This window comes from Sphingomonas sp. Ant20, assembly GCF_000783375.1.
Lineage (GTDB): Bacteria > Pseudomonadota > Alphaproteobacteria > Sphingomonadales > Sphingomonadaceae > Sphingomonas > Sphingomonas aerolata.
Genome location: NZ_JRVI01000175.1, coordinates 1 through 12813 on the forward strand (window position 1 = coordinate 1; position 12813 = coordinate 12813).

9 protein-coding genes and 3 pseudogenes are annotated in these 12813 nt (G+C 67.7%); 4 read left to right on the forward strand and 8 right to left on the reverse strand.

The window, feature by feature from the left end; genetic code table 11:
* The 4 genes and pseudogenes from NI18_RS16845 to hisS all read right to left on the reverse strand — a co-directional run.
* Positions 1 to 881 (reverse strand): DUF4167 domain-containing protein (locus tag NI18_RS16845; protein ID WP_052149286.1); only part of this gene is annotated, 881 nt, incomplete at its 3' end.
* A 260-nt stretch (positions 882 to 1141) separates the two neighbouring features.
* Positions 1142 to 1945, reverse strand: a pseudogene (gene prmC, locus NI18_RS16850) (peptide chain release factor N(5)-glutamine methyltransferase); the annotation flags it as partial.
* Positions 1946 to 2108: 163 nt separating this feature from the next.
* Positions 2109 to 3182, reverse strand: coding sequence for a peptide chain release factor 1 (gene prfA / locus NI18_RS16855; protein WP_037531654.1), 1074 nt, complete (start codon positions 3180 to 3182; stop codon positions 2109 to 2111).
* Between the two features lie 107 nt (positions 3183 to 3289).
* A pseudogene (gene hisS / locus NI18_RS16860) lies at positions 3290 to 4531 on the reverse strand (histidine--tRNA ligase).
* Positions 4532 to 4580: 49 nt separating this feature from the next.
* On the opposite strand from hisS, the gene NI18_RS16865 reads away from it, so the two are divergent.
* From NI18_RS16865 to ppa, 3 genes and pseudogenes are all read left to right on the forward strand, one after another.
* Positions 4581 to 5231 carry a DUF1345 domain-containing protein gene (locus tag NI18_RS16865; protein WP_037531656.1) on the forward strand — a complete coding sequence of 217 codons (651 nt, stop codon included), beginning with the start codon at positions 4581 to 4583 and terminating at the stop codon, positions 5229 to 5231.
* Positions 5232 to 5455: 224 nt separating this feature from the next.
* Positions 5456 to 7368 (forward strand): annotated as a pseudogene (locus tag NI18_RS16870) (peptidase M61).
* A 77-nt stretch (positions 7369 to 7445) separates the two neighbouring features.
* A complete protein-coding gene (gene ppa, locus NI18_RS16875; protein ID WP_031393175.1) occupies positions 7446 to 8024 on the forward strand; it encodes an inorganic diphosphatase in 579 nt (192 codons plus the stop codon).
* A gap of 144 nt (positions 8025 to 8168) precedes the next feature.
* On the opposite strand, the gene egtD is transcribed toward ppa, so the two are convergent.
* The 4 genes from egtD to NI18_RS16895 form a co-directional block, all read right to left on the reverse strand.
* Positions 8169 to 9146 carry an L-histidine N(alpha)-methyltransferase gene (gene egtD / locus NI18_RS16880; RefSeq protein WP_037531658.1) on the reverse strand — a complete coding sequence of 326 codons (978 nt, stop codon included), beginning with the start codon at positions 9144 to 9146 and terminating at the stop codon, positions 8169 to 8171.
* The gene (egtB, locus tag NI18_RS16885; RefSeq protein WP_052149287.1) at positions 9146 to 10423 is read right to left on the reverse strand and encodes an ergothioneine biosynthesis protein EgtB; all 1278 of its coding nucleotides are present in this window, start codon (positions 10421 to 10423) and stop codon (positions 9146 to 9148) included. Before egtB ends, egtD begins: the two co-directional genes overlap by 1 nt.
* Before the next feature lie 67 nt (positions 10424 to 10490).
* Positions 10491 to 11057, reverse strand: a complete 567-nt coding sequence (locus tag NI18_RS16890) for a cob(I)yrinic acid a,c-diamide adenosyltransferase (protein WP_031440452.1) — start codon at positions 11055 to 11057, stop codon at positions 10491 to 10493.
* 19 nt (positions 11058 to 11076) lie between these two features.
* On the reverse strand, positions 11077 to 11304 hold the full coding sequence (locus tag NI18_RS16895) for a twin transmembrane helix small protein (protein ID WP_031395690.1): 228 nt from the start codon (positions 11302 to 11304) through the stop codon (positions 11077 to 11079).
* 137 nt (positions 11305 to 11441) lie between these two features.
* On the opposite strand from NI18_RS16895, the gene NI18_RS16900 reads away from it, so the two are divergent.
* Positions 11442 to 12813, forward strand: a 1372-nt coding sequence (locus NI18_RS16900; RefSeq protein ID WP_306286480.1) for a S41 family peptidase, incomplete at its 3' end; no start/stop codon positions are given.

Here is a 12813-nt window from a genome sequence, read left to right on the forward strand (position 1 = left end):
GCGGGCGTGGCCGGCGTTACGCTGCGCGCGGCGACCTCTTCCATGCGCTCGCCCTGCTGCTCGGACTCGGCCTGGACCGGACGCGCGGCGCGTGGCGTGCGACGGATGGTGTCGCGGCGCGGGGCATCGCGATACTCGTCACGGCCCTGGTTTTCGCGAGGCTGGGTCTCGCGCTGCTGGCCTTGCTCGTCACCGGGCTGTTCGTCGCGCGACTGCGTCATCCGCGGGCCGCGAGCCTCGCCACGCTGGCCCTCGTTGCGGTTCGCGTCGTAGCGTGGGCGATCGTCCCGCTGCGAGCGGTCGTCGCGACCCTGGCCATCACGGCCCTGACTATCACGGCCCTGACTCTCACGGCGCGCGCGGGCGTTCGAATACTGGCCATTGGACTGGCCGCCATTCGCCATCGCCGCCTGGTCGCCGGATCCCTGCTGGCCGTTTTGCTGCCCGTGCTGCTGGCCGTTCTGCTGGCTGCCCTGCTGCTCGCCCGAGCGGATCGGTTCGCCCTCGTCGCCATAATCGTCGTCGCCGTCGAGATCGAACGGCTGCTGGCGACGCGGCTGCTGCTGCGCCTGGGGCTGGCTCTCTTCGAAGCGCGCGCGGGTTTCGCTCAGCACGCGGAAATAATGATCCGCGAACTGCAGATAATATTCGATGTTGACGCGGTCGCCCTGCATCTGCGCGTCGCGCGCCAGGTTCTTGTACTTCTCGTACAATTGGCTCGCGTTGCCGCGCGCGCGGCTGTCGATGCGGTTGCCGGTGTCGCGGCCACCCTGGCCACCACCACCGCCGCCGCCTTGGCGTTGACCGCCACCGCCGCCACCGCCGCCATTATTATTGTTGCCACGACCGCGACGGCGGCCGGCTTGCCGGTTGTTGATCAAGCTTGTGTCCTCAGTCGTCGAACCAAAATCTGGTCGTGCTCCGAAATGCGGTGCAAACCCCCCGCCGCGCACCGATGACGATGCGTCGGACTTGCCAGGGCCGCCGGACTGCAGCGACTTTAAGGCGAAGGATGCGGGTCAACGCTCAAAAACGACCAAGTTGTCGAGATTGCGTGCCCCTGCCCACGTGATAGCGGCCCGGAAGGGCCTCCCACAAGCGAAATATGCGGCGGCAGGCCATAATCGTCAAGTCGCGCCGGTCATCGCGCAAGCAGGACACGCGGGTTTCCGCCATAATCATGATGTAGCGCAACGTGCAGCCCCTGCGCCTCGAGCAGCACCGAGACCGGCGCCGCCTGCGTCGCGCCGATCTCGATCACCGCCGCGCCGCCGGGCGCGATCAGCGCGGGGAGCTGCGCCGCGAGGATCCGGTAATCGTCGAGCCCGTCCGCGCCTGCGAACAGCGCCGCATGCGGTTCGTGATCGCGGACCTCGGGCGGCAGCGTCTCGGCGGTACCGATATAGGGCGGGTTGGCGAGGATCAGGTCGAACCGCCCCTCGATCGCGTCCGCCCAGCTGCCACGCACGAACTGCGCCCGATCCGCCATGCCGAGTGCCGCCGCATTGGCGCGCGCATAGCCGAGCGCGTCCGCCGAAAAGTCGATGCCGAGACCGCGCGCGGGCCATTCGTCGAGCGCGGCGAGCAACAGCGTGCCGGGGCCGGTGCCGAGATCGAGGATCGTCGCGGGCGCACGACCGGCAAAATGCGCCTGCGCGGCGATCAGCAGCGTCTCGCTGTCCGCGCGGGGTACCAGCGCCCCCGGCCCGACCGCAAGATCGATCGACCAGAAGCCGCGCGTGCCGGTGATATAGGCGATCGGCTCATGCCGGAGACGACGCTCGACGAGCGCAGCGAACCTGGCGGGGACGGCGTAGCGGTCGGGATCGAGCAGGATCGCGTTCCGCTCGACGCCCAGCGCATGCGCCATCAGCAATTCAGCGTCGAGGCGGGGGGTGGCGGAGAAGGCGAAGCGCGTGGCCGCCGTGGCGAGGGCCTGACGTACCCCCCGCCCGCTTGCGGGAGGGGGTTGGGGGGTGGGCTCGCGCTCACCGCGGTCGCACTGTCGGCGATGTGTCGAAAGACCGGAACGCGGCGCCTTCCTGGAACACGCCGCGCGCCCACCCCCGGCCCCCTCCCGCACGCGGGATGGGGGGGAGCAGCCAGGCTCAGCCATCCAGCTGCGCCAGCCGGTCCGCCTCGTCCTGCGACACCAGCGCGCCGATCAGCTCGCCCATATCGCCCGCGACGATTTCCGGCAGCCGGTGCAGCGTCAGGTTGATGCGGTGATCGGTCACGCGGCCTTGCGGAAAATTATACGTCCGGATCCGCTCCGATCGATCCCCCGACCCGACCATCGACTTGCGCGCACCCGCACGCTCGGCATGCAACCGGTCGCGCTCCGCCTCGTACAGCCGCGTCCGCAGCACGCGCAAAGCCTTCGCCTTGTTCTTGTGCTGCGACTTCTCGTCCTGCTGGATCACCGTCAGCCCGGTCGGGATATGGACGATCCGCACAGCAGAGTCGGTCGTGTTGACCGACTGGCCGCCCGGCCCCGACGAGCGATAGACGTCGATGCGCAGGTCCTTGTCGTCGATCTTGACGTCGACCTCCTCCGCCTCGGGCAGCACCGCGACGGTCGCCGCCGAGGTGTGGATCCGGCCGCCCGCCTCGGTCGCGGGCACGCGCTGGACGCGGTGGACGCCGCTCTCGAACTTCAGTTTCGCGAACACGCCCTGCCCCGTCACGCTGGCGACGACTTCCTTGAATCCGCCCGCGTCGGACGACGATCCCGAGATCAGTTCGACCCGCCAGCCCTGCGATTCGGCATAACGCTGGTACATGCGGAACAGGTCGCCCGCGAACAGCGCCGCCTCGTCGCCGCCAGTGCCGGCGCGCACCTCGAGCATCGCCGAGCGCTCGTCCGCGGAATCGCGCGGCAGCAACGCGAGCGCGAGCTTGCGGTCCGCGGTCTCGAGCAGCGTGCGGTTCTCGTGCAGCTCCTCCGACGCCATCGCGCGCAACTCGTCATCGGCATCCTCGGCCATGAAGGCGAGGCTTTCGGCCTCCTGCCGCAGCCGCCGCACTTCGGTCGCCGCCTGCGCGACGGGTTCGAGCTCGGCATATTCCTTCGACACCGCGACGAAGCGGTCGGACGGCAGGTCGCCGGTCGACATCAGCGCCTGCAACTCGTCCCGCCGCGCCTCGATCGCGCGGATCCGGTCCGGGGAGATCTGGGTCATGCGGACGCTCCCTCTTGCGTCATCCCAGCCGAACGCTGGGATCCAGGGTGACCGGGCGCAGCCTTCATGGCGCTGGATCCCGGCCTGCGCCGGGATGACGGGGAGGCTCAACGCAGCGCCTCCGCCAGATCGGCGAACGCGACCTCGGTCTGCGTGCCGGTCGCGAGCGCTTTCACCGCGCCCACGCCCTTGGCGAGTTCGTCATCGCCAAGGATGATCGCAAACCGCGCGCCGAGCGCATCCGCCTTCGCCATCCGCGCCTTCATCTTGCCCTTGTACGCCATCTCGACCGCGACGCCCGCACGCCGCAGGTCCGCGACGATGCCGGTCGCGCGCGCTTCGGCCGCGGCACCCATCGGCACGACCACCGCGTCGATCCCGGCCGCCGCCGGCTCGTCGAGCAACATCGCCAGCCGCTCGACCCCCGCGGCCCAGCCGACACCCGCCGTCTCGGGCCCGCCGAGCGACCCGATCAACCCGTCATAGCGCCCACCGGCCAGCACCGTCCCCTGCGACCCCAACCGGTCGGTCACGAACTCGAACGCGGTGTGGCGGTAATAATCGAGCCCGCGCACCAGCCGCGCATTGCGCTCCCACGCGACGCCCGCGGCATCGAGCCCGGCGGTCACCGCATCGAAGAACGCGCGCGCCTCGGGCGCAGATACGCGTCGATATCGGGGGCGCTGTCCGCGATCGGCCGGTCCTTCGGATCCTTCGAATCGAGGATCCGCATCGGGTTCTTCTCGAGCCGCGTCAGGCTGTCCTCGGACAGCTCACCGCGATGCGCCTCGAAATGCGCGACCAGCGCCGCGCGCCAGGCTTCACGCGTCTCGGCATCGCCCAAAGTGTTCAGCTGCAGCGTCACCCCGTCCGCAATGCCGAGCTCGCGCAGCAGCTGGTCCGCCAGCACCAGCAGTTCGACGTCCGCCGCGGGCTCGGCCGCGCCGATCACCTCGGCGTCGATCTGGTGGAACTGCCGGAACCGCCCCTTTTGCGGGCGTCATAGCGGAACACCGGGCCGCTCGTCGTGATCTTGAGCGGCGCGAACTGCTGCCAGCCCTCGGTCAGATAGGCACGCGCGATCCCGGCGGTGAATTCGGGCCGCAGCGTCAGCGAATCCCCGCCGCGATCCTCGAATGTGTACATCTCCTTCGACACGACATCGGTCGTCTCGCCGAGCGAGCGCGCGAACACCGCGGTGGATTCGAACACCGGGATGTCGATCCGCTGAAAGCAATACAGCGCACGCACGCGTCGAAGGTGCTGAGAACATGCGCGAAACGGCGCTGCTCGTCGCCGAAGATGTCCTGAGTGCCGCGGATGCGACGCGGGGTTTCTGTTCTGGCCATGATGCGCGCGTATCTAGGCGACGTGCCCGCGAAGCGCTAGCGCCGTCACATGAGCAACGACGTCCGCTATTGGGGGCTCGGCCGGCGCATCGCCCCGCCGCGCTTCGTGCTGTTTGCATGCGTCTTCGCGATCGGCCTCGTCGCGCTGATCCCCCGACTGGGGCTGGGCCGCGGCACGATGGCGGCGTTCGATATCGCCGCGGTCCTGTTCCTCGCCACCGTCGCGACCTTGTTCGGCAACGCCACCGCGGAGCGGATGCGGCGCTATGCGGACGAGAACGACGCCAACCGCGCGGTGCTGCTCGCGTTCAGCGGGACGATCCTGATCGTCGTGCTCGTCGCGGTGGCGAAGGAATTGCAGGGCAAGACCGATCTCGTCGCGGTCCTGATCTCGGTCACGACCCTGGTGCTCGCCTGGCTGTTCTCGAACATGGTCTACACGCTGCATTACGCGCATCTGTTCTACAGCGACGCCGCGGATGGCAGCGACGCGGGCGGGCTGGACTTCCCCTCCTGCGCCGAGCCCGATTACTGGGACTTCGCCTATTTCGCCTTCACGCTCGGCATGACCTTCCAGACCTCCGACGTCGAGATCACGTCGCGGCGCGTGCGCAAGGTCGCATTGGGCCAGTGCATGGCCGCGTTCGTCTTCAACATCGGCGTGCTCGCCTTCACCATCAACGTGCTCGGCAGCAGCTGACCCTGCCCCTTCCGTCATCCTGACGAAAGTCAGGATCCAGAGCCATAAACACCACCGCCCGTAACCCTGGATCCTGACGTTCGTCAGGATGACGGCGCATGTGGCAAAGCGCGACGCACCAAACGCCTGCGACGCGAAACTATACACCCCCGGCAAAGGCTGGACGACTGCCCTTTCTGCCGCTTACACCTTGACCATCGTCTCTCTGCCGGAAGGCCCTTTCCTTGATCCGCAAGCTTCTCGTCGCATCCCTGCTCGCGTCTGCACTTCCCGCGGTCGCGCAAGTCCCCGCCGGCAACACCGCACCACAGCCGGTGCCGTTCGTCGACACGATCCCCGCCGCGCAGGACACGCCCTATCCCGGCACGATCCTGCTCGACATCGACGCGACCGATACCGAGCGCGGCATCTTCCGCGTCAAGGAGACGATCCCCGTCGCCAAATCGGGCAAGATGGCGCTGCTCTTCCCGAAATGGCTGCCCGGCAACCATGCGCCACGCGGCGAGATCGAGAAGCTCGCCGGGCTGGTGATCCGCGCGAACGGCCGGATCCTTCCCTGGACGCGCGATCCGGTCGACGTCTACGCCTTCCACATCGACGTCCCCGCGGGCACCAAACAGCTCGACGCGACCTTCCAGTTCATCTCCGCGACCAAGGCGGACCAGGGCCGTGTCGTCATGACGCCGACGATGATCAGCCTCCAGCCGAACTCGGTCAGCCTCTATCCCGCCGGCTATTATACGCGTCAGATCCCGGTGAAGATGACCGTCACCTATCCGACCGGCTGGACCGCCGCGGGTGCGGTCCCCGCCAAGGTGTCGGGCGCGACCTATGCCTATGACCGGACCAATTACGAGATCCTCGTCGATTCGCCGATCCTCGCGGGCAAGTACGGCAAGGTCTGGCCTTTGAGCCCGAAGGTCGACCTCAACGTCTTCGCCGACACCCCCGACCAGCTCGCCGCCAAGCCCGAACAGATCGATGCACACAAGCGTCTCGTCGATCAGGCCGCGCGCACCTTCGGCGCCGAGCATTATGATCATTACGAGTTCCTGCTCTCGATCACCGATCAGCTCGGCGGGATTGGCCTCGAACATCATCGCAGCTCGGAAAACGGCGTCCGCCCCGGCTATTTCACCGAATGGGAGACGGGCGCGTCGGCCCGCAACCTGCTGCCGCACGAATTCACGCACAGCTGGGACGGCAAGTTCCGCCGCGGCGCCGACCTGTGGACGCCCGATTTCCGCACGCCGATGCGCAACTCGCTGCTCTGGGTCTATGAGGGCCAGACGCAGTTCTGGGGCTATGTGCTCCAGGCGCGCTCGGGTCTGGTCAGCAAGCAGGACACGCTCGACGGCTATGCCTCGATTCTGGGCACCTACGACACCGCGCAGGGTCGCCAGTGGCGCCCGCTGATCGACACCACCAACGATCCGGTCATCTCGTCGCGCCGTCCTAAGGGCTGGACCAGCTGGCAGCGCTCGGAGGATTACTACAATGAAGGGCTGATGGTCTGGATGGAGGTCGACGCGATGCTCCGCCAGAAGTCGGGCGGCACCAAGTCGATCGACGATTTTGCCAAGGCGTTCTTCGGCATCCGCAACGGCGATTATGGCGAGGTCACCTATACGTTCGACGACGTGGCCAAGACGCTGAACGGCATCCTGCCCTATGACTGGGCGGGCTTCCTCACCACGCGCCTGACCGAGACGGGCAAGCCCGCGCCGATCAACGGCTTTGCGATGAACGGCTACAAGCTGGTCTATGGCCCCGTGCAGAGCCCGTATCTGAAGCAGGCGGAGAAGAGCCGCGGCACCGATGTCAGCTATTCGCTGGGCTTGGTGATGAACAAGGACGGCGTCGTGACTGCCTCGATCTGGGACAGCCCCGCGTTCCGCGCCGGGATCGACGTCGGCACCGAAATCGAGGCGGTCAACGGCGAATCCTACTCGTCGGACCGCATGAAAGCGGCAATTCTGGCGGCCCAAGGCACAAAGCTGCCGATCCGTCTGACTGTAAAAACAACGAGCGATTCCGCGACGTCTCGCTCGATTACCATGACGGCCCGCGCTATCCGCGGCTCGAGAAGGTCGGTACAGGTGACGGCGGACTGGACAAGTTGCTGATGCCGCGCTGACAGTTCCGATATTTTTCCGGTGCCGGCCGCCTCCCCAAGGGGAAGCGGCCGGCACCGCCATTTCTGAAAGGACCGCCATGCGTATCGACCTCATCCCGACGGGCAAGAATCCGCCCGAAGACCTGAACGTCATCATCGAAGTCCCGACCGGCGGCGAGCCCGTGAAGTACGAGTTCGACAAGGCATCGGGCGCGCTGTTCGTCGACCGCATCCTGCACACGCCGATGCGCTACCCCGCCAATTACGGCTTCGTGCCGCACACGCTCAGCCCCGATGGCGATCCGCTCGACGCGCTCGTGATCGCGCGCTCGCCCTTCATCCCCGGCTGCGTCGTCCGCGCGCGCCCGATCGCGGTGCTCAACCTCGAGGACGAGGCCGGCGGCGACGAGAAGCTCGTCTGCGTCCCCGTCAACGACGTGTTCCCCTATTATTCGAACGTCGGCGGCCGTGCCGACGTGCCCGAGATCGTGTTCGAGCAGATCGAGCATTTCTTCACCCACTATAAGGACCTTGAGAAGAAGAAGTGGGTCCGCGTCGGCAAGTGGGGCGATGCCGAGGAAGCCAAGCGCATCACGATCGAGGCGATCGAGCGCTACGAAGAGGCCAAGAAGCAGGGCGACGAGCCGATGAACGCGGACGACGCCGCAGGCCGCTGATTACAAGCGACCGAAGTCGAAGCGGCGCGCACGGGGCGCGCCCTTCGACTGCGCTCAGGGCGAACGGGGCCGCGAACTACGCCCCCCCGTTCGTGCTGAGCGAAGTCGAAGCACCTGCCCCGCCCTCACCCAGCTGCCCCGCCCTTACGGCGCCGGCCGCTCCGCCTGCGCTTCCGCCAGGTACAGCGAGAACAACCCCGCCGGATCGGTCCATTCGCGGATCGGCGTCCACCCGCCCGACCGCAACAGGATCCGCGCATCGCGCGACCCGTATTTGTGGCTGTTCTCGGTGTGGATCGTCTCGCCCGCGGCGATATCGAACGGCCGCCCTTCGATCGTGAACGCGGCGTCGCGCTGCGCCTCGAGATGCATCTCGATCCGCGCACGATCGTCGTTCCACACCGCCTTGTGTCGGAACGCCTCGACCGGCACGTCGGCGTCGAGCTCGCGGTTGATCCGCTCGAGCAGGTTCATGTTGAACGCCGCGGTCACGCCCTGCGCATCGTCATAGGCGGGGACCAGCACCGCGGGATCCTTGATCCGGTCCATCCCGATCAGCAGCATCGCGCCGATCCCGAGCGACGCGCGCATCGCCTTCAACAGGTCGACCGCCATCAGCGGGATCATGTTGCCGATCGTCGACCCCGGAAAGAAACCGAGCTTGGGCGTGTCCGCGATCGTCTTCGGCAGTGCCAGCGGCCGCATGAAATCCGCCTCGAACGGCAGGACCAGCAGCTCGGGGAACTGCGCGGCGAGCACGCGCGACGATTCGCGCAGGAAATCGCCCGAGATATCGATCGGCACATAGACCGACGGCGCCACCGCGCTCAGCAGGATCGGCGTCTTGGTCGACGACCCCGACCCGAATTCGACCACCGCACGTCCCGCGCCGGCAATCTCGGCGACCTCGGGGCACGCGGTCTCGAGGATCGAGCGCTCGGTCCGCGTCGGATAATATTCGGGCAGGTCGGTGATCGCCTCGAACAGCTCGGACCCGCGCCGGTCGTAGAACCAGCGCGCCGGAATTGCGCGCGGCCGCCGTTCCAGCCCGGCGAGCACGTCCGCCCGGAAGGCGGGGTCGGCCAGGCTCTGCTCGCCGTCTTCGATTTCACGCTTCAACATCAGATATCCTTGGCGAGCCGGACGCCGGTGAACTGCCAGCGCTGGTGCGGGTAGAAGAAATTGCGATAGCTTGCCCGCGCATGGTCGCGCGGCGTCGCGCAGCTCCCGCCGCGCAGCACGAACTGTCCGCTCATGAACTTGCCGTTATACTCGCCGACCGCACCCTCGACCGCGCGGAAGCCGGGATAGGGGCGATAGGCGCTCCCCGTCCATTCCCAGACGTCGCCGAAAAAGGCGGGGTCGCCGGCGCGTGCCGGCCGCGGCTCGACCGGGCCCGCCGCATCCATCTGGTTGCCGCCATCGCCGGCATAGTCCGCCGCAACGGCCTCCCATTCGGCCTCGGTCGGCAGCCGCGCGCCCGCCCAGCTGGCATAGGCGTCCGCCTCGTAGAAGCTGACATGCGTCACCGGCGCCGCCGGATCGATCGCGCGCCGCCCGTCGAGCCCGAACCGCGTCCAGCCGCCGTCGCGTTCTTCCCAGTACATCGGCGCGACGATGCCCTCCGCCTTCACCCAGGCCCAGCCATCGGCGAGCCAGTGGCGCGGTTCGCTATAGCCGCCATCGGCGATGAACGCCGCCCATTCGCCATTGGTCACCGTCCGGTCGGCGATCGCGTGGCGCGCGAGCAGCGTGTCGTGCCGCGGCGTCTCGCAATCGAACGCGAAGCCGTCGCCGTCATGCCCCATCCGCGCGATCCCGGCGTCGCGTTCGATCCAGCCGATCGCGCCCGGCATCTCGACCGGCACCTTGCGCGGCGCAGCCCAGACTGCGGGCTCGAGCGGGTTTTCCGAAAACAAATGGAGGATGTCGGTCACCAGCAATTCCTGGTGCTGCTCCTCGTGATGGCAGCCCAGCGCCACGAGCTCGCGCGCCGCCTCGGGCAGATCGGGCAGAGCCGCGATCAGCGCCGCATCGACATGCGCGCGGTACGCGCGGACCTCGTCGAGTGTCGGCCGCGTGATCATCCCGCGCCGGTCGCGCGCATGCCGCCGGCCTTCGGCCTCGTAATAGCTGTTGAACAGGAACGGGAAGCGTTCGTCGTGCAGCCGGTAGCCCGCGACATGATCGCGCAGCACGAACGTCTCGAAGAACCAGCTGGTATGCGCGAGATGCCATTTGGTCGGCGACGCGTCGGGCATCGACTGCACCGTCGCATCCGCATCCGACAGCGGCGCGGCCAGCGCGATCGACAGGTCGCGCACCGCTGTGAAACGGGCACCGAGTGCGTCCGTGTCAGGCAGGGTCGCGGGATTATGGGTGGGGACGGGGTTCGGCATCGACTGTCCTCGTGCGGGCGATGCACGCGGCACGGCCCCTTATAAAAGGATGCAGCGATACGGAGCACTATCCGCGCGTTGCCCCCGGTCGCCAAAGAACGTCGCTCGCCCCGTTTTGGTTCACCGCACGCGCGGCGACGAACAGGAAATCCGACAGGCGGTTAACATACGCTAATGCCAGCGGATTGATCGGGTCGTCGACCGCGACCACCGCGCGCTCGGCGCGCCGCGTGATCGCGCGCGCCAGATGCAGCGCCGCAGCGCCCGGCGATCCGCCCGGCAGGATGAAGCTGGTCAGCGGCGCCATCTGCGCGGTCATCGCGTCGATCTCGCCTTCGAGCCGCTCGACCTGCGAACCGACGATCCGCAGCGTCATTTCGGACGGCGCGAAATCCTCGCCCGGCGTCGCGATGTCCGCGCCGAGATCGAACAGGTCGTTCTGGATCCGCTCGAGCGCTCGGCCAAGCGGATGATCGCCCAGCGCCACCGCGGCCACGCCGATCGCGCTGTTCGCCTCGTCGACATCGCCGATCGCCTGCATCCGCGGGCACGCCTTGGACACGCGCGACCCGTCGACCAGCCCCGTGGTCCCCGCGTCGCCGGTCCGCGTGTAGATCTTGTTCAGCTTTACCATGACGGTACGCCCTTCGGGCTCAGGTCCGGCCCGCGGCGAACAGGATCAGCACGACGATCAGGATCGCAATCGCCTGAAAGAAGATGCGCTGCTGCATCATCCGGTTCGATTTCAGCGACGCGGCGCTCGGCCCCCCGTCCTTCACCTGCGCCGACTGGTCCTGCAGGAACGTCACCACCCCGCGCACCAGAGCAACGAGCGTCGCGATCATCGCCGCGATCAGGAGGATGACGAGGAAGGTGTTCATGACGACAATCTAGGCATGCGCGCCCCGCCCCGCAATGGCCGTTCCGCCGGTCGCCGGACAAGCCTCGAAACGGGCGGAATTCTACGCTGACAGCCCCGATCTTCCCGGCTAGCATCGTGACAAATGGGGGAATGAGTATGCGTAACGGACGGATCGGCGCCAGCCTGGCGATGCTGGCTATGTTGAGTGCGTGCGGCGGAGACTCCGGCGCGGTATCGGGATCGACCGGCGGTACGCCCGGGGTGTCCACCCCGACCACCGGCACGACCACCCCGACGACCGTCGCCGGGTGCAGCCTGCGCGAGCGGCAGGACTGGGCCGCGGCGCAGCTGCGCGAATGGTACCTGTTCCCCGAGACGCTGCCCGCCAGCCTCGACCCGACACCCTATACGACCGTCGACGCCTATATCGACGCCCTGACCGCGACCGCGCGCGGCCAGCGCCGCGACCGCTATTTCACCTACCTGACGTCGATCAAGGAGGAGGATGCCTATTATGAGGCGGGGTCCAATGCCGGCTTCGGCTTCCGTCTCGGCATCGATGGCAGCGGGCGCCGTGCCTATGTCATCGAATCCTTCGAAGGCGGCGCCGCGCTGGCGGCGCAGGTCGATCGCGGTGCCGAAATCGTCGCGATCGGGACCACTGCCAACACGCTGCGGACCGTCAGCGCGATCTTCGCCGCAGAGGGCAGCGCGGGCGTCTCGACCGCGCTCGGCCCGGACACGGCCGGCACCAGCCGCGTGCTGCAGATCCGCGACGCGCAGGGCACGCGCGACATCACGCTGACCAAGACCGATTTCGCGCTGCTCCCGGTCTCGAGCCGCTACGGTGCGAAGGTCATCGCCGATGGCGGCCGCAACTATGGCTATATCAACCTCCGGACGTTCATCTCGACCGCCGACCCCGCGCTGCGCGCCGCCTTTGCCAGCTTCCGCGCGCAGAACGTCACCGATATCGTCATCGACCTGCGCTATAATGGCGGCGGGCTGATCTCGATCGCAGAGCTGATGACCGACCTGCTCGGCCGCAACCGCGCGACGTCCGAAGTCTCGAGCTACACGACCTTCCGCACCGAAAAATCCGCCAACAACACGACGCGCTTCTTCGCGCCGCAGCCCGAATCGATCGCGCCGACGCGCGTCGCGTTCATCGGCACGGGCGGGACCGCCTCGGCGAGCGAACTCGTGATCAACGCGATGATCCCCTATCTGCACAGCGCTGCCGGGCTGATCGGCACCAACACCTATGGCAAGCCCGTCGGCCAGATCGGGCTCGACCGCGCCGCCTGCGACGACCGTCTGCGCGTGGTCGCACTCTCGACGCAGAACGCCGCACGCCAGGGCGCCTATTATGACGGGCTTGCCGGCACCGTCGAGGCGAGCTGCCGGGCGGAGGACGATATCCGCTATCCGCTCGGCGACCCGCGCGAAGCCTCGACGCGGCAGGCGATCGACTTCCTCGCGGGCCGCAGCTGCCTGCCCGTCACCGCAACCGCGGCCACCGCGTCGG

Coding starts and splice junctions, on each gene's coding strand:
- prfA (WP_037531654.1), bottom strand. CDS start 3,182: ATGACCCAGATCTCCCCGGACCGGATCCGCGCGATCGAGGCGCGGCGG.
- NI18_RS16865 (WP_037531656.1), top strand. CDS start 4,581: ATGAGCAACGACGTCCGCTATTGGGGGCTCGGCCGGCGCATCGCCCCG.
- ppa (WP_031393175.1), top strand. CDS start 7,446: ATGCGTATCGACCTCATCCCGACGGGCAAGAATCCGCCCGAAGACCTG.
- egtD (WP_037531658.1), bottom strand. CDS start 9,146: ATGTTGAAGCGTGAAATCGAAGACGGCGAGCAGAGCCTGGCCGACCCC.
- egtB (WP_052149287.1), bottom strand. CDS start 10,423: ATGCCGAACCCCGTCCCCACCCATAATCCCGCGACCCTGCCTGACACG.
- NI18_RS16890 (WP_031440452.1), bottom strand. CDS start 11,057: ATGGTAAAGCTGAACAAGATCTACACGCGGACCGGCGACGCGGGGACC.
- NI18_RS16895 (WP_031395690.1), bottom strand. CDS start 11,304: ATGAACACCTTCCTCGTCATCCTCCTGATCGCGGCGATGATCGCGACG.